Origin of the sequence: Ruegeria atlantica, assembly GCF_013032005.1 — a bacterium.
Lineage (GTDB): Bacteria > Pseudomonadota > Alphaproteobacteria > Rhodobacterales > Rhodobacteraceae > Ruegeria > Ruegeria atlantica_A.
In genome coordinates this window covers 12146-32706 of record NZ_WQBE01000014.1, presented here as the reverse complement: position 1 = coordinate 32706, position 20561 = coordinate 12146, and the positions used below count along the sequence as shown (strand labels likewise).

Below are 20561 nucleotides of genomic sequence, written 5' to 3'. Positions count from 1 at the left end.
TCCCCAATGAAACACATCTGGTCCGTGGCGCTGGTCACAGCCATGGCAGGCGGTGCGTCCGCCCACGAGGTCATCGTCGACAACTGCGGAGCGCCGCTGGTGTTCGAAACCCAGCCCGAGCGTCTGGTTGTGCATGACATGAACATGACCGATATGGCCTTCGCGTTGGGCCTGCAGGACAAGATCGTCGGGCTGACCGGCATCACCGGCTGGTACAAAACCAGCCCGGAATTCGACACCCTGCGCGGTGATATCCCCGAACTGGCACCGAAATACCCAACTGTCGAAAACCTTGTTGCCGTGGAACCCGACCTGTTTTTTGCTGGCTGGTATTACGGCATGAAACCGGGCGGAGATGTGACCCCGGATACGCTGGAGCCCTTTGGTATCAAAACCATGATCTTGACCGAAAGCTGTGTGCATCTGGACAAGGATCGCCCCGAAGCCAGCATGGACCTGCTGTTCAATGACGTCCTGCGCCTGGGTCAGGTCATGCACGTCGAAGACAAGGCCGAGGCGCTGGTCACGGGCTGGAAAGACGAACTCTCAGCGATCGAAGCGCAGACTGCCGACCTGGCGAAACCCCGCGTTTTCTTGCTCGACGGCCCGGCGGACGCACCCTTCACCGCAGGTAAGTTCGCCATCCCCGATGCTATGATTGCTGCCGCGGGTGGTGAAAACGTGACCCACGACATGGAAACAAGCTGGGGTCGAACCTCGTGGGAGGCGGTCGCCGCCGCAAACCCGGAATTCCTTGTGCTGCTTGATTATCAGACAGGCAATGGCGCTGCGGACACGTTCAAATTTCTACAGGAACATCCAGTGATGTCACAGACCGAAGCCGTGAAAAACGAGCGCTGGATCGGTCTGCGGTACGAGGAATTGACCCCCGGACCGGCAAATATCGAAGCGATTTCGAAAATGGCTCAAGCCATGCATCCAGGCCTCAACTGATATGGGCCGACTGGGCCTGACACTTGTGCTGGGGGCGGCCATATTGGCCGCCCTCTTACTGATGTCCACCATCTATGGCACAACATCCATCCCTGTCACGGACACGGTCACGGCTATACTGCTGGGAACGGGGCTGAGTGAAGGAGAGATGTCACCGCTGCACCGGATCGTCTTTGACCTGCGCCTGCCGCGCGCCTTGTTCGCGGCCGTGATCGGGGCTGGTTTGGGCATTGTCGGTGTGGTTTTGCAAACCACAACACGCAACGACTTGGCCGACCCGTTTTTGTTTGGCCTGTCCTCGGGCGCGGCGGCAGGTGCCGTGTTCGTCATCACAGTGACCGGGGATATTCTGGGTTTTTGGACCTTACCGCTGGCCGCGTTTTGCGGAGGGCTTGTGGCGTCGGGTATCGTGCTGGCACTGGTTCACGGGTTGCGTACAAGCGCGCCCGAGAAACTGATACTGGCCGGTCTCGCCGTGTCCTTCTTGTTCTCTGCAATCACCAACTATCTGATTTTCGCAGGCGACAGCCGCGCCGCGCATTCGGTGATCTTCTGGATGCTGGGCGGTCTGGGCCTAGCCCGGTGGGAGACGTTCCCGCTGGTCTGCGCCGGATTGCTGCTTATTCTGGCCTACGCGCTCTATCGCGCCCGCTGGCTAGACGCATTGCTGACCGGAGACCTGACAGCTGCAACGCTGGGCGTGCCGGTGCAGGGGCTACGGTTCAGCATGTTCTTTGTCGCGGCCCTCGCAACAGCTGTGTTCGTCTCGGTGGCTGGCGTGATCGGTTTCGTCGGCTTGATGGTCCCTCATATCGCCCGTGGGATCGCAGGGCCGTTGCACCGGCATCTATTACCCACCGCAGCGATTGTCGGGGCAGCCTTGCTGACAGGTTCAGATATTCTCAGCCGCCTTTTGCTGGCTCCGCAAGAACTGCCCGTTGGGATCGTTACCACCTCGATTGGTTCCGTTTTCGTGTTCCTGCTTCTGTTCAGAACATCGAGAAGCCAGAGGTAGCTTTTTAAGGCCGCCGACCAACCGACCCGGGCAAGATTAAAGCTTTTGCCCGGCCTGCTGAGGGATGCGCATTTTTCCACCAACAATCCAATTTGTTTCAATGACCTCACAGATACGGAAAATTCTGTCTCGCGCTTGTCAGCGGGTGTGATCCAAATCGCGCGCAGGCTTACTAGTTCACTCGGATCGGCGTCTTTAAGTGTTGTGAACGCCGCGTGAGGTTACCTAGCGGCAAAGCAGGTCAGTGAAACAACTACGGGAGCCCGCTTCGACATGAATATGGCAGAGTTTTCAGGAGCAGCCTTTCAATTGCTTGAAATACTTACGTACTCTTTTGTCCTTTGTGTCGGCCTGGCGGCGCTTTGGGTTGTGGTTTTATATGTTCGCGACCGGACGCAAACCGAAAGCACGCTGCGCCGCAACTACCCGGTCATTGCGCGGTTCCGTTACGGGTTCGAACATGTCGGTGAGTTTCTGCGGCAGTATTTCTTTGCACTGGACCGAGAGGAGATGCCGTTCAACCGGGCGGAACGATCCTGGGTTTACCGGGCGGCCAAGGATGTGGATTCCACTGTCGCCTTCGGATCAAGCCGGGATTTGAAGCCGTCGGGAACTGTGTTCTTCGCCAACTGTCCATTTCCAACGCTGGAGAAAGACGCCGAGGAACCCGCCGAGGTCGAAATCGGACCTTTTGCGCGTCATCCCTATAAGACCAGTTCGATTTTCAACATCTCGGGCATGAGTTATGGAGCCATCTCAATCCCGGCGGTGCGTGCCCTGTCTTTGGATGCAAAAAAAGCGGGAATCTGGATGAACACGGGCGAAGGCGGGCTGTCGCCATATCATCTGGAAGGCGGCGCCGACATCGTCTTTCAGATCGGAACCGGCAAATTCGGCGTTCGTAAACCCGAAGGCGGGTTTGACGAGGACAAGCTGCGCGAGGTTGCGGCGCATGATGCCGTCAAGATGTTCGAGATCAAATTAAGCCAGGGGGCAAAACCCGGCAAAGGCGGTATTCTGCCCGGCGTCAAAGTCACCAAAGAGATTGCCGAAATCCGGGGGATCGAACCCGGGCAGGACGCGATCAGCCCGAACCGGCATCCTGATATCGACAGCGTTAACGATCTGCTGGACATGATCGCCTTTGTGCGGGAAGTTACTGGCAAGCCGGTGGGCTTCAAGGCGGTGATCGGCGCGCAAGGATTCTTTGAAGACCTCTGTGCTGCAATTCTGCGGCGCGGTGTTGAAAGCGCCCCGGATTTCGTGACCATCGACAGCGCCGATGGTGGCACAGGCGCAGCCCCCATGAGCCTGATCGACAATATGGGGATGCCGATACGCGAAAGCTTGCCTCTGGTCATTGATGTGCTGAACGCGCATGGTCTGCGCGACCGGGTCAAGGTCTGCGCCAGCGGCAAGATGATCAACCCGTCCGAAGTGGCCTGGGCCTATTGCGCAGGGGCCGATTTTGTCAACTCGGCCCGCGGGTTCATGTTTGCCCTGGGCTGCATTCAGGCATTGCAGTGCAACAAAAACACTTGCCCAACCGGGATCACCACTCACAATCGCAAGCTGCAATTTGGGTTGGACCCGGCCAATAAATCGGAACGCGTGGCCAGCTATGCAATGAACATGAAGAAAGAGATCGGCATTATCGCCCATAGCTGCGGTGTGGCTGAACCCCGACTTCTCAGGCGACACCACGCGCGGTTGGTATTGGAAAACGGCCGCTCTTTACCGATGAGCGAGCTTTATCCCGAACCGCAACATGTGGCGGCGGCTGAATAACCCGCAATTGCTGTCTATAGTTCCCTTCAAACCCCATTTAGGTGAGTGTTTCCATGTCTGCCAAATCTACTCCGACCAAAGCCTCTGACCTGCTTGTTGCCGCCCTCGAAGCCGAAGGGGTCACCCGGGTTTTTGCTGTGCCTGGCGAAGAAAACCTTGATGTTCTTGAATCCTTGCGCACGTCATCCATCGAATTGGTGTTGACGCGCCACGAACAGGGCGCGGCCTTTATGGCGGCCACCTATGGCCGTTTGACCGGCAAGGCAGGTGTCTGCATGGCGACGCTGGGACCGGGGGCGACAAACTTCGCAACTCCGGCTGCATATGCCCATTTGGGGGGGATGCCCCTGATTATGATCACCGGGCAAAAGCCGATCAAGAAATCCAAACAGGGGCAATTCCAGATCATCGATGTGGTCGGTCTGTTTGACCCGATCTGCAAGATGTCTAAGCAGATCGTGCATGGCAACACGATCCCTGCCCTGATCCGCGAGGCGTTCCGCGTGGCCGAGGAAGAGCGCCCCGGCGCGGTATTGCTGGAACTGCCAGAAGATATTGCGGCTGAAGCCACCGATGCACCAGTTCTGCAGCCTCATCCGCGCCACTATGCTGTGGCGGATCATACGGTTTTGCAGGAAGCCTCTGAACTGATCCGATCAGCAAAGATGCCCCTGCTTTTGCTGGGGGCCGGGGCCAATCGCAAGGACGCGCGCAAAGCGCTCAGCCGGTTTGTGGCTGACACTCAGATCCCGTTCTTTGACACACAAATGGGCAAAGGTGTCATTGATGAACGGTCTGAGCTGTTCATGGGAACGGCCGCGTTAAGCGACGGCGACTATCTGCACTGCGCCATCGACCGGGCCGACCTGATCATCAATGTCGGCCATGATGTCGTGGAAAAGCCTCCTTTCTTTATGGAAGAGGGCGGCACCAAGGTCATTCATGTGAACTACAAGGCGGCGCAGGTTGATCAGGTCTATTTCCCGCAGATCGAAGTTGTCGGTGATCTGGCCAAATCAATCACGCGCCTGGCCGAAATCCTCGACGGTCCGCTGGAGTTTGATGACAGCTATTTCCGGCTTGTACGCGAGGAGACGGAAAAACACACATCCGAAGGGGCCGATGATCCGCGCTTTCCGATCATCCCGCAGCGTATCGTTGCCGACACCCGCAAGGTGATGGGTGACAGCGACATAATCGCGCTGGACAACGGCATCTACAAGATCTGGTATGCCCGAAACTATAAAGCTTATGAGCCCAACACCGTGCTGCTGGACAACGCGCTGGCGACGATGGGGGCGGGATTGCCCTCGGCGATGATGGCGGCGATGCAGTATCCTGGCCGCCGGGTCATGGCGATCTGTGGCGATGGTGGATTCATGATGAACAGTCAGGAGCTGGAAACCGCCGTGCGGCTGGGGTTGAATCTGGTGGTGACCGTGCTGAATGACAGCTCTTACGGAATGATCCGCTGGAAACAGGCTCATGCAGGGTTTGACGATTGGGGGTTGGAATTCAACAATCCCGATTTTGTGCAATACGCCAACAGCTATGGCGCAACCGGCCACCGCGTCGAACGCACCGAAGACTTGGTTCCGACATTCGAGGCCGCCTTTGCATCGGGTGGCGTGCATCTGATCGACGTACCTGTCGATTACAGCGAAAACCAGCGCGTCCTGATCGAAGAACTGGAAGCCAAGGTATGCCTGATATGAGTACCAGCCTGGACGTCGTGAACCCATTCAGCCTTGAGAAAATAGGCGCGATTGACCTGCGAACATGGGACGAGGTCGAGCCGATGCTGGATCGTGCTCACTCTCTGTTTCGGGACAGGTCCGCGTGGTTGCCCGCTTATCATCGGATTGAAATTCTGGAAAAAACCGCTGCTCTGATGCGGGCCCGGTTCGACGAATTGGCGCATCTGATCGCCGATGAAGGTGGCAAACCCTTGATTGATGCGCGGGTCGAGGTGACGCGCGCCATAGATGGGGTGGGTTTGTGCATCCACGAGATCGGGCAGATGTCCGGGCGGGAAATCCCGATGGACCTGACCGCCGCCGGAGCCGGGCGCTTGGCATTTACGACCCGCGAACCCATCGGGGTGGTTGTGGCCGCCAGCGCGTTCAATCACCCGCTGAACCTGATTGTGCATCAGGTCGCCCCTGCTGTGGCAACCGGGTGCCCGGTGCTGGTGAAGCCGGCCCTCGACACGCCTCTGTCCTGCAAGGTCTTTGTCGACATGCTGCACGAGGCTGGCCTGCCGCAGGATTTCTGTCATTTTGTAGCCTGCGACAATGCAGTGGCGGAACAGTTGATCACCGACCCGCGCACGGCTTTCTTTACCTTCATCGGATCAGCCCGTGTGGGGTGGATGCTGCGATCCAAACTGGCACCGGGTACACGCTGCGCATTGGAACATGGCGGTGCCGCACCGGTGATTGTGGACACCGATGCCGATCTGGACGCAATGATCCCGGTTTTGTCGAAGGGCGGGTTTTACCATTCCGGGCAGGTCTGCGTTTCGACACAGCGGGTCTTTGCGCCAATGGATATGGCCGAAGAGGTCGCCACGCGGCTGGCCGAGGCTGCATCTCAGCTAAAGGTTGGAAACGCCACTGATGAAACGGTTGATTGCGGTCCACTGATCCGTCCGGGCGAAGTTGACAGGGTTGCAGCATGGGTAGACGAGGCAATCGCTGGCGGCGCGCGCATTCTGACCGGCGGTAAACGGTTGGGGCCGACAACCTACGCGCCCACCGTATTGCTGAACCCTCCGGCGGATGCCAAAGTCTCGACGCTGGAAATTTTCGGACCCGTTATCTGTGTTTATGGCTATGACACTTTCGATGGCGCAGTTGAGGCCGCGAACGCATTGCCTTTCGCCTTCCAGTCTGCGGTTTTCACCCAGTCACTGGATCGCGCGCTGACGGCGGTACGCACGCTGGATGCCACGGCGGTCATGGTCAATGACCATACGGCCTTTCGGGTTGACTGGATGCCCTTCGCAGGCCGCCGCCAATCCGGTTACAACACCGGCGGGATCAGATACACGATGCACGACATGACACAGGATAAAATGGCAATTATCCGGCTGCCTCAGGATAAGTGACGGCCCTGTATATCCCGGTTCTGGCTCCATTCACCGCAAGGTATCTCCCTTTCAGGTCAGAGGGCGTTGGTTGAATTGAAAATGCACGCTCGAATTGGTTCAGTGCCAGTCCAACTAACGCGCCCTATTGTTTGACCCGTAGGGTAGTTAGGTTTGAATAAGTGCAGCTGCTTTGCCAGCCGTATACGCGTTCATTTATTGCCGACATGACGCGCGCGGACAGTTTCCAAAAGGGGGCGCGGGTTATTGTATCGATCAATCGCACCGTTGCGCACAAAGTAACCACGATCGACATCGGCAAGGGTATCGCAAAACACCCGCGTGTTTTTAAGCATTGCGCTGGTTCCCATTGCCTCAAGGACCCGGGCGTTGGTCGCGTCATCATCCCTATGGGGAATGGCAGGGTTGTCTCCGGCGACGCGCAGATGCACCGATGCTTTCAAGCCGTGGGGTGTAACCACCCGATCTGCGGCTTCTAATCTATCCGCAACCGGCTCGGTGTTGCCCAGCCGGAACACAGCACCCGCAAGTCCGCAGGAATTCGGAAGGGTCGCGAGAATTTCTATCTGGTGCCTGTCCTGTGTATCGAACCCGTGATTTATCACATGAAAATACGTACCATCAGCTTTGATATCCTCTTTCGTGCGCATCCGGGAAATGTAGATCGGCAAACCGGTTTTTTCGTATGCCTTAGACAGCGCATCAACAGATCCCTCCACGTCGCGCCAATTCAACGTGATCTCCCAATCAAACAAGTTGTCAGCGACGGACGCGATCAAATTCAGGTGGTTTTCAGGAATACTGTAACCAAACAGCGTGATGCGAAATCCAAGATGTTTCAGAAGGCCGATCCGGGCGCGGCGCACAGGGTCCAGAAGATCATGCAGAGGGAGACGCACGTCCCGGATGCCCATCTCTTGCAGCGCCAGAAGATGATAGTCATTGCGAACCGGTTTGCGATCGAATTCGTCCAAGCCACCGCTGGGAGGCACCTCTGATATCTCCGCCCAATTCTTACGAAGGTCAAAGCCTATCAGTGGCCGGGTGTTTTCCCTCGGGTCAGGGGCCAAAGGCTGCAGATCGCCGGTTGGTTTTTCACCGGGTGCCAGCTCTGCTCCGTTGGTACGCACAAACTTCGTGACGTGGCCGTTTTCATAAACACTCACCAAAAAATAGCCCAGTTTCGCAGCGTCATTGCGACCGAATTCACTGCCTTCCGGTGGAATTGCCCTCAGCATTTCTGAATAGTCCTGCCGGACAAAGCTGGTCGCTGGCGCTAGGTAATAATCCGTCTCGCTATAACGATCGTACCAGAAGTTGTGAGCGTGACCTGAAAACATGGCCTCGATTCCATGCTTTTCGAGCAGCCCCAACAGCCATCCCCTACCCGGCTGATCAGTATTGTCATAGTGATCAAGTTCGTCGGGATAACACAGATAGGCCGGATGGTGCAGCATGAGCATGACCCGTTGCCCTTGCGCCGCGGCAAGCTCGTTATCAACCCAACGTCTTTGATCCGCTTCATCCTGCAGCCCGGAATTGATCAATTGCGCGTTCAGCAGAAGAAAACGCACCCCACCCTTTTCGAAGCTGTGGTATTGGGCGCCAAACTCCTTTTCCCACGCTTCGATCATTTTGGGCGTGGTGGGGCTTGCTGGCCCGCCACTAATTGGCGTGTCGCCGATATCGTGGTTTCCCGGCAGCACATGGATTGGCATCGTCAGGTCCGACACAATTGCGCGGTAAGCTTCGGCGGCCTGCGCAAACAGCTCTCCAGTCTCAGGCACGGGGTGAAGCAGATCACCGAGGTGGACAACAAAGTCCACCTCTCTGCGGTTGATATCTGCGACTACAAAGCGAAACCGGCGATTGGCGCGGGCGTTCACGGGAAAGGGCGAGTTGCAGCGATCTTCGTCTGGATTGACATGGGTGTCCGAGATCACCGCAAAGCTGTAGACAAAGCGGCCCAGACCGGCCTTTCCCGTATTAACCATGATGTCTTCCTTGTATCTCGGGATTATCCGCCAGTGGTCAGAACCGATGCCTGCCCTGTGCGTGAGGCACGAATGCGGGATCGGATCAGTACAAAGATCGACAACGCTGTCAGCAGCCAGAACAACCAGCAAATCGCGTTTCTGACAAAAATTGAAAGACTCCCATCAGACAACAACAGTGATTGACGGAAGTTGTCCTCAAGAAGCGGTCCTAGAACGAAAGCGATCAAAAACGGCGCGACCGGGATATCAAGCCGCATCATGGCGAATCCAACAAGACCCATGCACAGCATTACCAAGATATCGAACAGGTTGTTGTTCACCGCATAGGCACCATAAACACACAGTGTAAACACGATCGGGTACAGAATGCGGTTCGGGATTAGCGCGACGCGGCTGAAGGTCTTGATCGCGACCTTGCCCACGATGAACAAATAGGCCGAGCTAAGCAGGATACCCATGAACAGCGCATAGATCATTGGCAGGTTTTCCGCGAAAAGAATGGGGCCCGGACGCAATCCATGGATCATGAATGCGCCCAGAATTACCGCCGTGATCACGTCACCGGGTACGCCCAAAGCCAGCAGCGGGATCATTGTCGCCCCGGCTACACCATTGTTCCCAGCCTCGGCCGCAGCGACGCCTTCAGGCTCACCCTTGCCGAAGTTTTCGGGGTTTTTCGAGTTTCTGCGTGCTTCGCTATAGCTCAGAAAGGCGGCCGGAGCACCGCCGATGCCAGGAATTGCCCCCAATATCACACCGATGAAACTCCCACGGACCACCGATTTCAGCGTCTTGCGGAAATCGGCAAAGCTTGCACCACTCCCCAATTCCTGACGCTGTGCCCCGGGAGGCCTTGCGCGCCGCGTCGCGCGATCCAAGATTTCGGGGATGGCGAACAGGCCGATCAGAACAGGAATAAAGTTCAGACCGGACATCAGCTCGTAGTTTCCAAAGATGAACCGGTTCGTGCCATAGATCAGATCAAGCCCGACAGTGGCCAACATCAAACCCAGGCACGCAGACAAGATACCTTTGGTCAAGCTGGGTCCTGCAACACCTGCGATGATTGTCAAAGAAAAAACGATCAGCGTGAAAAACTCCGGTGGACCAAAACGCAATGCGAATGTCGCCAGAAAACCAGCGAACATGATCAGCGCTATGTTCGAGATCAGATCAGCCACACAAGATGCATAAAGCGCTATGTCCAACGCCTTTCGTGCTTGCCCCTTCTGTGCCAGCGGATAACCATCCAAAATGGTACAGGACGCCGCCGGGGTTCCGGGTGTCTTGATGAGGATCGCCGTCAAAGACCCGCCATAAAGTCCGCCCTTATACACTCCAAGCAGCAGCAGGATGCCGGTCACTGGCTGCATGGTGAACGTAAACGGCAGCGCCAGAGCTACGCCCATTGGCGTCGTCATCCCCGGTATCGCACCGATGATGGTTCCAATCAGAACGCCGATGCCGATCACCAGAATGTTTTCGAAGCTCAGGAAAAGCTGAAAGGCAGTGGAAATATTCTCAATCATGCTCAGCTCCTACTCAGCTAAACGTTTCGAATATGCCAAGGGGCATTGGCACACCTGCGACGTGCAAAAAGAACAGATAAAGAAGGATAGGAAGAAGGATGCTGATTGGAACGATGTAGTACCATTTTCGCTCACCAAAAAAGAGCATCATGGCAAGCATCAAAACAATCGAGCTGGCAACCACGCCCAGCGTCGTAAGCGCAAAGTAAAACAGGAAAAGTGCAAAGATCAGAATTACCGTTCGTAGCGTTCCCGGCAGCGTCTCCAACTTGTAGATTGCATCTGCTTCCGCGTCCTCATCCGCATCCACCTCGGGTGTTTTGAGGAAGTATGATTCCGCCACCAAACTCAGCGCGACAAACACAACGGCGAAAGCAATGACGCGAGGCCAGAACTCGGGTGACAACGCCGAGATCTCGACATTGCCCGGAGAATCCACTCCTGACGGTATGAGTATTACGATTGTCAGAATCCCAAGGACTAGGAACAGTGCTCCCGCGAAAAAATCTCTCCGTTTTGATGGCTCCACGGTCAGTTTCCTCCCTTCAGCAAATTCAAATCCAACTCAGCGTTTGCGATGTTTTCGCTGAGCGATAACAGCCGAGCCGCGCCCATATGCGTCATCTCGCTGGACTTGATCTTGATTGGTTGCTGCAGATCCGACTTGAGGGTGTCGATCTGCTTTCGAAACGCTTCAAGGTAGATGGGCGATTGGGCCAGCGGCCCTGCAAGCAACACCAGTTCTGGCTGCAAAACCGTTAAACTTAGCGAAAAGCAGTTCGCTGTCCGTGCGCCAAATTCTTCCAAAACCGATCTGTAATCGCCGTCCGTTTCGTCCGCGCCCGAGACGACCTCCCAGATTTTTCGCGCCCGGTCCCGATCGGAAAGCGCATTGAAAACGTCCGAAGAAAGCAATTTCTGCAACAGCGCTTTCCCGCCGCACAAATCTGACAACGTCACGGGCAGATTGGACCCCAACCCGTCGGTGGTCTTAGCTTCGGTCAGAACACCACCAACCCGACTGATCCCACTATAGGGCTGCCCATTGATCTGAAGTCCGACACCAAAGCCAAGCGCGCAGTAGATCACTACCACGTTTTCAATGTTGCGTGCGGCCCCAAATGCAGCCTCGGATTGACAGATTGCAGCGCTCGGTGTTTCCAGCGCAACCGGAACTCCAAGCTCTTTCTGGACCAGATCCCGAACACCCACTTCGTCATCCCACCCAAGTGTCGGGGCCGAAATGACGGTGCCACGCGCCTTGTCCAGATTTCCTGCAATCGTAAGCCCAACACCAAACAACCTGTCTCTGTCAGGAACATGATGTTCAATGAGCTTTCGGGCCTGATCACAGCATGTCTTCAGAAAGCCTTCGCCTTCGGACAGGCCTTCACCACCAGCATCCCAGGACGCAATTCTGTTGTTTGAAAGATCTGCCAGTGTAACGACCTGCTGATAGGCGTTGATACCTATTCCGATAACGTATCCACCAGTGCGGTCTACAGACAGTCTCTTGGTGCGCGGGCCCCGCCGCCCCTCTGATTTGGCGTCGCCGACTTCCTGCACCAAACGCGCCTCGATAAGTTCGCGCGTGATCCGGGACACGCTTGCCGCGTTCAATTCCAACTTTTCGGCAATTTGCGACCGGGAAATTGTACCAGACCCCAATATCTCACTCAGAACCCTTTGCCGGTTTCCGCGCCCGATTTCTTCCAGTGATGAACCTGCCATTTTGAGCCTCCCATTTCATATTGACTTAATTATTTACTTACTGCAAGTAATTTATTAAGGTGAATTCATTCGATTCAGGGAGACGCTATAAAATGAAACTGAAAAATACAGTAGTCGCTACGCTGAGCTGCCTTGCCCTGCTCGCAATCCCAACTGTGGCATCTGCGCAGGAATATCCAAGCAAGCCAGTAACTTTGGTCGTTCCGTACGGCCCCGGCGGTGCCGCTGATCTGGCCGCCCGCACTATGAGTACAGAAGCCCCCGAGTATCTGGGTGAGAACATTCTGGTCGTCAACAAAACCGGCGCTGGCGGAGTCGTTGGCTCGACTCAGGTCGCAAAATCACGCCCGGACGGCTACACTTTGCTTATGGCGCGAGTGGGCTCTCAGGCCACGGTTCCTGCGATCAACCGCACAATACCGTACAAGTGGGACGACTTTACCTTTCTCGGCCTGATTGAAAAGAACCCGTTTGTCTTGGGCGTAAGTGCAGACTCGCCGTACCAGAACTTTGACGAACTGAAAGCAGCAATCGAGGGGGGCGAGCGCCTTTCTTATGCGTCTGCCGGAGTTGGCACTTTGTTGCATATGGCCATGCTGATCATGCTGGATGATCTTGGGGTGGATTCCGAAGCCCTGATCCATGTGCCCTTCAAAGGGGGCGGAAAGGCGACCGCTGCCGTTGTCGGCGGGCACGCCGATTTGATCTTTCACAACCTTTCAGGTCTGTCCGGCGCAATTGAGAGCGATCAAATTCGCCCATTGCTGACCACCACGCCTGAACGGTTCTCAGCCATACCAGACACCCCGACCGCGCAGGAGCTTGGTCATCCAAATCTGGAAAATGTCGTCGGTTGGACAGGCGTATGGGGCCCAAAAGATCTGCCGGAGGACGTTGTCGCAAAATGGGTCGAAGTGCTGGGCGCGATTTCCGCCGATGCAAGCTGGATTGATACGACTGAAAAGCTGGGCTCGGTCCCTATTGTTCTGTCGCCAGACGAAACAAAATCGTTTGTCGAGGGTCAGGTCAAAACCTTCAGTGACACCGCCGAAAAGCTGGGAATGGTAATTCAATAAGCAGCTCGGCGTCCCGGGCGGCCGCTCCTCCCCTTGGCCGCCCGGGACAATTTTCTTTCACATTTGGGAACCCACAATGGCACGTCCGAACATCCTCTTTATTCAGGCCGACCAGCTTGCAGCAAATGCGTTGAAAACATACGGAAACAAGACGGTGAAAGCGCCAAACATCGACCGCCTTGCGCAGGCAGGTGTCGTGTTTGACAACTGCTATTGTAACTTGCCCATGTGCGGTCCGTCCCGCGCGTCGATGCATGCCGGAAAGCTGCCCTTCTCCATTGGCATGTATGACAATGCCAGCGAATTCCACGCCGATATTCCAACATTTGCCCATTACTTGCGCAGCATGGATTACCGGGTTGAAATGTCGGGCAAGATGCACTTTGTCGGCCCCGATCAGCTGCATGGATATGACAAACGCCATACGACAGAAATCTACCCGGCGAACTTTGCCTGGACCGTGGATTGGTCCAAAGGGCGTGAATACAAGCCCACGAACCTGACCATGGCACCCATTCTGGAAAGCGGCCCGGCAGTGCGCACCATGCAGATGGATTACGATGACGAGGTCGAATATCACGGCATTCAGGCGCTGTATGACCTGGCGCGCACGGGCGATGACCGGCCCTTTATGTTGACCGTTTCCTTTACCTCACCCCACTCCCCGTTCGTGATCGGACAGGAATACTGGGATCTCTACGACCATGATGAGATCGAGTATCCAGCAGTGCCACCACTTAAGCTAAACGAGATGGATCACCTCAGCCGCAACTTACATTATTGCCAGTCGCGCCACGAATTTACCGTCACCCCCGAAGATCGTCGAATGGCGCGCCATGGGTATTACGGCATGATCTCGTATATCGATGATAAAGTCGGCCACCTTGTGGGAGTTCTAGAAAAGACGGGTCAGATGGAAAACACCATCATTATCCTGACCGCCGATCATGGTGAGATGATGGGTGAGCGTGGCATGTGGTTCAAACAACACTTTTTTGAATGGGCCGCCAGTGTACCTTTCATCGTCTACGCGCCAAATCGGTTCAAACCAGCGCGGGTGAAAAAAAATATCTCACTGATCGATCTTCTACCAACACTCACAGACCTTGCCGCTGACGGCGCGTTCCAGGATTTTGCGTCGCCCATAGATGGCCAATCCCTGGTCCCTGCCCTGAACGGAGACACATCTACACTGTCGGATGTCGCGATCTCGGAGTTTGCGGCCGATGGTTCAACCGGGCCCAGCCGAATGGTTAAAAAAGGGCCGTGGAAGCTCATGTGGCTCGAAGGTGAAGACACATTGCTCTATAATATCGACGAAGATCCCACCGAGGTGAGAAACCGCGCGAACGATCGTGACTGCACCGAGATCCGGGCCGAGCTTGAGGCTATCTTGTTCGACGGTTGGAATCCGGAGGAATTAAAAACAACCATTCGCGCCAGCCAGGTTCGCAGGCTTGCAATTCACAACGTGACGGGTGGGGATCCGACATATGTTCATACAGTTCGCCACGATGATGGTGAACGCTACATCCGCAATGCAGGGGCGGCAGACACCAAGGCGCGGGCGCGTCTACCTTACGTGGCTCCGGCAAAGCCAGATCAGGCGTAAATGCACCGCATGACTACACCCTTGTTGGCGCATGCACTGCGGGGTTCTTTTGCGTCGCATCTGCCTTCGGACCAAAATTCCGACCGAGCCAATTGAAATGGAACGCGCTGGCCACCGTAGATATCGAAGACAATCCGTTGATCCTTTAAAAGGACATCAGGGCTAACTGTCACAGATCAGCCCAAATTACACTTTGCTTTCCGGTGGCCGAAACCGGACGTTGCCACGCCTCTTTATTATTGGCGTCCGCGTCGTGGTTAGATGGGCAGAACATAAATGCGTCGTCCCGGATTCCTGGCCCGCAAGAATGTTGGAGCGCAAGTCATCCCTGTTGGTTAGGGAAGCACTGGCTAACAAAATGGCACGGATCGTCTGGGCGTTGATCGCGAAAAATTTGCAACAGAGCCCCCACCAAAGCCTTGGGTTTCCTTTCATAGTAGGTTCAGCAGTATCACTATTCTTATAGCCTGGATTACCTCACGGTCGCTTTATACGCAAAATTTAATGTTTTTGCTCATTACTTTTACTTAACCATAATCCGACCGCCAAACTCGATGAGTACCCCTTTTCGGGATTGATATTTTTTTGTCCGGAAATGAGATCTGAATACACCCATGACAGACCCCGCGTCCTATCTCCCTGCCTCCTCCCCTGCTCTGTCACCTGCAGATCAGGAGACGCTGAACGCTCTCTATGTTCGCGAAACTCTATCCAACACGTTGCGGGTTTATGAGCGGGACTTACTTTACATCACCGCCTGGAATGCGGCCCGCTTCGGCACCGTGCTGGACTGGTCAGAAAGCAACGCCACGGCGCTAGCCTAAATACTCGATCATACCCAGATGAATCAGGAGCGCGGCAAAGCGCGCCGCGCCGCTGTCCGGCCCCCTGCCCCACAATCCGACCGTCAGATCACACGCGACATTCCCGAACAGCCGTCGGCCATTTGTTACGGCCCGTCTCTTAGGCTGACCGGGTTTTGAAACGCCGGCTCTCCCCGGATGCGATCGCGTAGAACGTCAAACACCGACTGGCGTTGGCCGGGCTGTCTGGGGGGTGCGCCTTGCCCCACCGGCTGCGCTCGGGCTTTCTGACCCAGGTCGCGCTGGACGGCGCGCCGATCCAGGCCGCCATGCGGCAGTCCTTACGCCGGTCCGTGGCTCAGGCTCAGGCTCAGGCTCAGGCTCAGGCTCAGGCTCAGGCTCAGGCTCAGAAATACTATGATGATGTAGACACTGCGGAAAACCTGGCAACAGATCTGTTGGCGTGATACGTCAAAAAGAAACGCCGGGTTTCGACCCGGCGTTTACTTGCCCAAGAATTCAGGTGTGAACCTTACCCGTGGGTAAGATCATCTTCTTCCTGCAAATCGTCGATCAAGGTTGCAATCGCTTGTTCCAGCTTGGCCCGATCAACCCGCGTAAAGTCCAGATCATAGCGCAGTTCGATCCGCCCGCTCGAGGCCGAGCATTTCGCGACCCCTGCCCGCCCCGACACCTGAAATGTGGTTTTGGCCCGGCGCGTTTTACCAGCACCTGACGGTTCCGGCTTTTTCGTCGCGGTGCTATCTGCTTCTATAAAAGTCCGCAAAATGGCAATTTCGCGCGGGCCGTCGCGATCCGGTTCGCTCATGATTGCGGTGCTGACCTGTCGAACCAATCCGGGATTGGCGTCAAATTTTCGCTTTAATTCGACCCCCAAATTACGCGGAATTTCATTGGGGTGCATCAGCACCTTGTCCAGCATCATCAGCAAACTGGCGAACGCGCGAATATAGCTGCGCTTGGTATAGCTGGCGGATTTGAACAGGACCGCAACGGCCTTGTCTACGTCAGCACAATCGTTTGACGGGTCTTCGGCATACGCTCTGGCCAATGCACCCATCTCAGCAAACGAGATATCTTTGCGGATCAAGTTTTCATCTACCATGCGACGGTAGCTGTCGTTCAGGTCTGCCGCTTCAGAGATACCCGCTGGAATACGCGCATAAAGCTCATCCCCCGTTTCCTCATGCAACGCGCGATAGGCCGACAGGCGGCGCATGCCCTGTATAAGGTCGAACCGGCCATCCGCACGGCGTTCCAACCGGATGGGATTTGACAATCCGATATCCCGGATCGAGGCCTTCAATTCCTCCAACTCCGGATCGGGGCCGGGCTTGCGGTCACGGGTCAGTTTTTCGGTGACCACATCTGACAAGACTACATGTTCGGTCACCAAGCCATCCGACCGCAACCGGACCAGCTCATGCGCCAGACGATCATTTTCGGCACGAATGGTTTCTTCGGTCGATTGCTGGTCGCGCAAAGCGTCCGCGTTTTCCGATATTGCGGTGGCCATCGGTCCGCGCCGCTTTTCCAGCACCTTGTCCGGAACCTTGCCGACCGGAATGTCATCCATGGCCGGCATGTCGATGTCAAACATTCTGCGTTTACGGCTCATGCGTCATCCTCCAGCTTTTCCCAGGCCGATATCATCACGTCCCGGAATTCTTCATATACATTGTCAAAGGTCGAGCGCGCGCGACGCCAGGTTTCGCGCGTCATCTCTCGGTAATCCATCTCATAGACAGAACTTAAGAAGCGGCCGGATTGCTCGACTGCGCGGGTCATCTCAACCGGGTGTTCGGCCACGTGGTCACCAAACACTTTCCTAAACGCATCGAACATCGCCAGGTGCAGGGCATTGCCCGGCTCGTAACGTGTCAGCAGAAAGCGCAGCTCACAAAAGGTTTTGGGCAAGCCGATCTTACCCGTGGGTAAGGTCTTGTCGAAACCATAAGCGAGGTCTTCCAACGCCTCGGCCAGTTGACCGATGAACGATGTGGTCGAGTCATATTCCCAGTAGCCGGGACCAGAGGGGACATAGAGCATGTCAGCTGCAAAAACGGCGTTCATGGATTGGTACCCAATCGCCGGGGGGCAATCGAATAGAATCAGGTCGTATGCATCATCCGGGATCTGATCCAGATATCGCGATACGGCGGCAAAGAAAGACCACTCGGGGTTCAGGTGCCGATACTGCGCGGAAGCAAATTCAACGAAGGCGGCGTTGGCACAGGACGGGATGACGTCAATAGTCGACCAAGAGCTTTGCTTGATGAAATCCGCAATGCGCAAATCGCCCAGCCCCATATCGGTAATCGAGGGTGGCAATTCACGGCGGGGCAGGGTGGTGCCGGATTCGGCGGCAGCAGGGCGGTTGTTCATCCGCTCAGTCTCGCGGATCAAATCTCGGGCCATGATGCCCCAGACGGTGAAATCTTCGGTCACGTCGGTCAAACCCATCGAGTGGCTCAGCGTTGCCTGCGGGTCGAAATCCACCACCAGCACCCGGTACCCATCCAGCGCCGCGGCATGGGCCAAATGCAAAGCAACGGTCGACTTGCCCGCGCCGCCCTTGAAATTGGCCACCGCCGCACGGATGGCGCGCTTGCCCACGGGGCGGGGTGGCATCAGGGATTTGCGGTTCACCTTAAGGCGGCGGCGCAGCTCGTTCACCTCTTCCAGGCTGAACCAACGCTGGCGGCCATCCGGCTCAACCTCACCACTGGGCAGGGACGGGTCCGCCGCCAGCTTGCCGCGAAAGGTCGACTGGTTGACGCGAAAGATCAGTTCGGACACCTCCCAGCTTGAAAAGCGGCGGAGGGTCTTTTCCATCTCAGGGCTGAAGGTCTGTTGGCGGATCCAGCCCTGCAATTTGAGGGACTGATTGCGCAATGCGTTCAGGTCTTCGTGCGTGTACATGCCTCAAGTCTCATTCTTTTGGACGCTATTTTATACGTTTTTACTATTTACGCTTGATTTGCGCTTTACGCAAAAGAAAATATGATAAGAGCGCAATCTTACCCACGGGTAAGAAAACAAGGCGCTACACCGCATGATCCGATTCGACTGGCATCCGATTCGACCCCTATGGTTTCCAGGGCAGCGATCCAAGATTTAGGGGGGCGCTAAGCACTGAAATGCCCCATATAGGGGGTCAAAAGTAGATATTAAGGGGACACCTTGGATGCCCCCCATCACCAATACTTCACCTATTTTCATTTTTAATTTGAATTGGATTGGGGGCCGCAGCGATCCAAGATCAGACTCCGCTTGACAGAATCGTCGGTTTGGACGCTAATCAGGTCATCAAGATGAAAAGCGTTGGCAAACAGCGTATCATTGGCGGTATAACCCGTCTGAGGCAGACAGAGCGGTGAGAATAGGAATGCAGGTTGCAAAACCGGTAGGGCGAAATGCGCCTGCCATAAAATACGACATTCTATCAGCGTTGACAGTTTACGCCCTGTCTGGCGACAAACATCGCCAGCGCAGCATTTTACGCATCATTGCCTTGATCACCACCCGGTACAACTGGCGCAACAATGAGTTGTCGATCGGGCGGGAAGAGATCGCGCGTCTGTGGTCCGTAAACGAACGCACGGTGAAACGTGAAATGGCAAAACTGCGGTCGATGGGCTGGATTGCAGTCAAGCGAGCCGCTGCGCGCGGGCGAGTTGCGGTGTATGAGCTGGACCTGAAGCAGGTGATGCTTGATACTTCGGACATCTGGCCCACCATCGGGTCCGATTTTCAGGCCCGAATGTCGGATGATTCCGAACCGGACACAAATATCGTCCCTTTCAAAGTCAAGCCTGCACCATTTGAACCGTCGGACGAGGAGGTCTGGACGCAGGTGCAAGCCATATTGCACCGTCGCGATCCTGAACTATGGGCGAGTTGGTTCCAACATCTGACAGAGGCTGAGAGGGCAGGGGGGGTCGTCACCCTGCTGGCACCGTCGCGATTCATGGCGGATTACATCGCCCAAAAATGGTCCGCGCAGTTGTTGGCTGCCTACGGCCGGGTTGACCCCTCGGTGCGCCGTCTGCGCTTTGAAACCGCTGAATAGACAGGATTACTGTCGCTTGAATTTTCGACTGCTTTGAAAGACCTGACGGTATGAAAGATTTCAATTGTCCCAATTGCGGGTCTTTGTGCCCGATCTTATTGGACGCGGCCAAGGTCGTGACCTGCTCATCCTGTGGCTCGACACTGTTTTTAAAAGGGGACCATATTGCGCTTGCGGGCTATCAGGGTGTCATGCATGACGCGCCGCTGCTGTTCGGGATCGGGGACACGGTCTAGCTGGGGCGAAAAGCGATCCAGATTTTTGGACACGCGCGCTATTCCTATGGTCGCGGGTTCTGGGACGAGTTCTGCGGGACGTCTCAGAAAGGCGCGATCTCCTGGGTTTCGGTGGATGAGGGTGACGTGGTCGAACAGATTAGCATTTCCGACAGACGGATGCCAAAGTTCCGACCGCCTTTCAAACCGGGCGAGACGCTGGAGTATGAAAACAACACCTACACGGTCAGCGAAGTGGAACAAGCCGAGTGTATTGCACTGCGAGGGCAGGTCGACGAGGAACTGCAAGTGGGTGAGACTTATGACTTCGCCAATGCCACGGGCGAAGACAACAGATTGCTGTCGGGCGAATTTTGGGGGGCAGGGTCGATGTGGTTTCAGGGGCGGTGGTTCGATCCGTTTGGCATAAAGATACAGCAGACATGACAAGGTCGCCCGAGCTTACCTCGATCAATTGCACCTCATGCGGTGCCGGGCTGGACGTTTTTTGGCGGTGGTCGGGTAATGGTCCAAATCTGCAAATTTTGCGGATCAGGGCTGGATGCGCAGGACAGTTATAAGGTGTTGCGCAAGTTGGTTTTGTCGCAAACTTTGTTCCACCTGTCAGACTGAGTGTCG

Annotated in this window: 18 protein-coding genes; 12 read left to right on the top strand and 6 right to left on the bottom strand. The window is 55.7% G+C overall.

What is annotated here, in order from left to right:
- Positions 1 to 6 precede the first annotated feature (6 nt).
- The 5 genes from GOX21_RS19370 (at position 7) to GOX21_RS19350 (ending at position 6866) form a co-directional block, all read left to right on the top strand.
- Complete coding sequence (locus tag GOX21_RS19370; protein ID WP_170379494.1) at positions 7 to 954, top strand: ABC transporter substrate-binding protein; 948 nt, start codon at positions 7 to 9, stop codon at positions 952 to 954.
- Position 955: 1 nt separating this feature from the next.
- Positions 956 to 1969, top strand: coding sequence for a FecCD family ABC transporter permease (locus GOX21_RS19365; RefSeq protein WP_170379496.1), 1014 nt, complete (start codon positions 956 to 958; stop codon positions 1967 to 1969).
- 273 nt (positions 1970 to 2242) lie between these two features.
- Positions 2243 to 3757, top strand: a complete 1515-nt coding sequence (locus tag GOX21_RS19360) for an FMN-binding glutamate synthase family protein (RefSeq protein ID WP_438826475.1) — start codon at positions 2243 to 2245, stop codon at positions 3755 to 3757.
- Positions 3758 to 3810: 53 nt separating this feature from the next.
- The gene (locus tag GOX21_RS19355; protein WP_170379498.1) at positions 3811 to 5472 is read left to right on the top strand and encodes an acetolactate synthase large subunit; all 1662 of its coding nucleotides are present in this window, start codon (positions 3811 to 3813) and stop codon (positions 5470 to 5472) included.
- On the top strand, positions 5469 to 6866 hold the full coding sequence (locus tag GOX21_RS19350) for an aldehyde dehydrogenase family protein (RefSeq protein ID WP_170379500.1): 1398 nt from the start codon (positions 5469 to 5471) through the stop codon (positions 6864 to 6866). The genes GOX21_RS19355 and GOX21_RS19350 overlap by 4 nt, the downstream gene beginning before the upstream one ends.
- A gap of 191 nt (positions 6867 to 7057) precedes the next feature.
- Here GOX21_RS19350 and GOX21_RS19345 read toward each other — a convergent pair whose 3' ends face one another.
- Genes GOX21_RS19345 through GOX21_RS19330 form a run of 4 tightly spaced genes read right to left on the bottom strand, consistent with a single transcriptional unit; the run spans position 7058 to position 12123 of the window.
- Positions 7058 to 8860 carry a metallophosphoesterase family protein gene (locus tag GOX21_RS19345; protein ID WP_170379502.1) on the bottom strand — a complete coding sequence of 601 codons (1803 nt, stop codon included), beginning with the start codon at positions 8858 to 8860 and terminating at the stop codon, positions 7058 to 7060.
- A gap of 23 nt (positions 8861 to 8883) precedes the next feature.
- On the bottom strand, positions 8884 to 10392 hold the full coding sequence (locus tag GOX21_RS19340) for a tripartite tricarboxylate transporter permease (protein WP_170379504.1): 1509 nt from the start codon (positions 10390 to 10392) through the stop codon (positions 8884 to 8886).
- A gap of 13 nt (positions 10393 to 10405) precedes the next feature.
- Positions 10406 to 10921, bottom strand: a complete 516-nt coding sequence (locus GOX21_RS19335; protein WP_170362600.1) for a tripartite tricarboxylate transporter TctB family protein — start codon at positions 10919 to 10921, stop codon at positions 10406 to 10408.
- A 2-nt stretch (positions 10922 to 10923) separates the two neighbouring features.
- The gene (locus GOX21_RS19330) at positions 10924 to 12123 is read right to left on the bottom strand and encodes an ROK family transcriptional regulator (protein WP_170379505.1); all 1200 of its coding nucleotides are present in this window, start codon (positions 12121 to 12123) and stop codon (positions 10924 to 10926) included.
- A 92-nt stretch (positions 12124 to 12215) separates the two neighbouring features.
- Between GOX21_RS19330 and GOX21_RS19325 the strand changes: the two genes are divergently transcribed.
- The 4 genes from GOX21_RS19325 (at position 12216) to GOX21_RS21555 (ending at position 16081) form a co-directional block, all read left to right on the top strand.
- Positions 12216 to 13199 (top strand): Bug family tripartite tricarboxylate transporter substrate binding protein, encoded by a 984-nt coding sequence (locus tag GOX21_RS19325; protein ID WP_170379507.1) that lies wholly within the window; start codon positions 12216 to 12218, stop codon positions 13197 to 13199.
- A gap of 76 nt (positions 13200 to 13275) precedes the next feature.
- A complete protein-coding gene (gene betC / locus GOX21_RS19320) occupies positions 13276 to 14811 on the top strand; it encodes a choline-sulfatase (protein ID WP_170379509.1) in 1536 nt (511 codons plus the stop codon).
- Between the two features lie 614 nt (positions 14812 to 15425).
- On the top strand, positions 15426 to 15635 hold the full coding sequence (locus GOX21_RS21560) for a hypothetical protein (protein ID WP_254428626.1): 210 nt from the start codon (positions 15426 to 15428) through the stop codon (positions 15633 to 15635).
- Between the two features lie 239 nt (positions 15636 to 15874).
- Positions 15875 to 16081, top strand: a complete 207-nt coding sequence (locus GOX21_RS21555; protein WP_254428625.1) for a hypothetical protein — start codon at positions 15875 to 15877, stop codon at positions 16079 to 16081.
- A gap of 65 nt (positions 16082 to 16146) precedes the next feature.
- On the opposite strand, the gene GOX21_RS19310 is transcribed toward GOX21_RS21555, so the two are convergent.
- Both GOX21_RS19310 and GOX21_RS19305 read right to left on the bottom strand, forming a co-directional pair.
- Complete coding sequence (locus tag GOX21_RS19310) at positions 16147 to 17253, bottom strand: ParB/RepB/Spo0J family partition protein (protein ID WP_170379511.1); 1107 nt, start codon at positions 17251 to 17253, stop codon at positions 16147 to 16149.
- On the bottom strand, positions 17250 to 18557 hold the full coding sequence (locus GOX21_RS19305) for an AAA family ATPase (RefSeq protein ID WP_170379512.1): 1308 nt from the start codon (positions 18555 to 18557) through the stop codon (positions 17250 to 17252). The genes GOX21_RS19310 and GOX21_RS19305 overlap by 4 nt, the downstream gene beginning before the upstream one ends.
- Positions 18558 to 19023: 466 nt before the next feature.
- On the opposite strand from GOX21_RS19305, the gene GOX21_RS19300 reads away from it, so the two are divergent.
- Genes GOX21_RS19300 through GOX21_RS19290 form a run of 3 tightly spaced genes read left to right on the top strand, consistent with a single transcriptional unit; the run spans position 19024 to position 20369 of the window.
- Complete coding sequence (locus tag GOX21_RS19300; RefSeq protein ID WP_170379514.1) at positions 19024 to 19707, top strand: DnaA N-terminal domain-containing protein; 684 nt, start codon at positions 19024 to 19026, stop codon at positions 19705 to 19707.
- 50 nt (positions 19708 to 19757) lie between these two features.
- Positions 19758 to 19943 carry a hypothetical protein gene (locus GOX21_RS19295; protein WP_170379516.1) on the top strand — a complete coding sequence of 62 codons (186 nt, stop codon included), beginning with the start codon at positions 19758 to 19760 and terminating at the stop codon, positions 19941 to 19943.
- The gene (locus tag GOX21_RS19290) at positions 19944 to 20369 is read left to right on the top strand and encodes a DUF4178 domain-containing protein (RefSeq protein ID WP_170379534.1); all 426 of its coding nucleotides are present in this window, start codon (positions 19944 to 19946) and stop codon (positions 20367 to 20369) included.
- The last annotated feature ends 192 nt before the right edge of the window (positions 20370 to 20561 follow it).

Coding starts and splice junctions, on each gene's coding strand:
- betC (WP_170379509.1), top strand. CDS start 13,276: ATGGCACGTCCGAACATCCTCTTTATTCAGGCCGACCAGCTTGCAGCA.
- GOX21_RS19295 (WP_170379516.1), top strand. CDS start 19,758: ATGAAAGATTTCAATTGTCCCAATTGCGGGTCTTTGTGCCCGATCTTA.
- GOX21_RS19325 (WP_170379507.1), top strand. CDS start 12,216: ATGAAACTGAAAAATACAGTAGTCGCTACGCTGAGCTGCCTTGCCCTG.
- GOX21_RS21560 (WP_254428626.1), top strand. CDS start 15,426: ATGACAGACCCCGCGTCCTATCTCCCTGCCTCCTCCCCTGCTCTGTCA.
- GOX21_RS19360 (WP_438826475.1), top strand. CDS start 2,243: ATGAATATGGCAGAGTTTTCAGGAGCAGCCTTTCAATTGCTTGAAATA.
- GOX21_RS19365 (WP_170379496.1), top strand. CDS start 956: ATGGGCCGACTGGGCCTGACACTTGTGCTGGGGGCGGCCATATTGGCC.
- GOX21_RS19305 (WP_170379512.1), bottom strand. CDS start 18,557: ATGTACACGCACGAAGACCTGAACGCATTGCGCAATCAGTCCCTCAAA.
- GOX21_RS19345 (WP_170379502.1), bottom strand. CDS start 8,860: ATGGTTAATACGGGAAAGGCCGGTCTGGGCCGCTTTGTCTACAGCTTT.
- GOX21_RS19350 (WP_170379500.1), top strand. CDS start 5,469: ATGAGTACCAGCCTGGACGTCGTGAACCCATTCAGCCTTGAGAAAATA.
- GOX21_RS19340 (WP_170379504.1), bottom strand. CDS start 10,392: ATGATTGAGAATATTTCCACTGCCTTTCAGCTTTTCCTGAGCTTCGAA.
- GOX21_RS19300 (WP_170379514.1), top strand. CDS start 19,024: ATGCAGGTTGCAAAACCGGTAGGGCGAAATGCGCCTGCCATAAAATAC.
- GOX21_RS19330 (WP_170379505.1), bottom strand. CDS start 12,123: ATGGCAGGTTCATCACTGGAAGAAATCGGGCGCGGAAACCGGCAAAGG.
- GOX21_RS19370 (WP_170379494.1), top strand. CDS start 7: ATGAAACACATCTGGTCCGTGGCGCTGGTCACAGCCATGGCAGGCGGT.
- GOX21_RS19310 (WP_170379511.1), bottom strand. CDS start 17,253: ATGAGCCGTAAACGCAGAATGTTTGACATCGACATGCCGGCCATGGAT.
- GOX21_RS19355 (WP_170379498.1), top strand. CDS start 3,811: ATGTCTGCCAAATCTACTCCGACCAAAGCCTCTGACCTGCTTGTTGCC.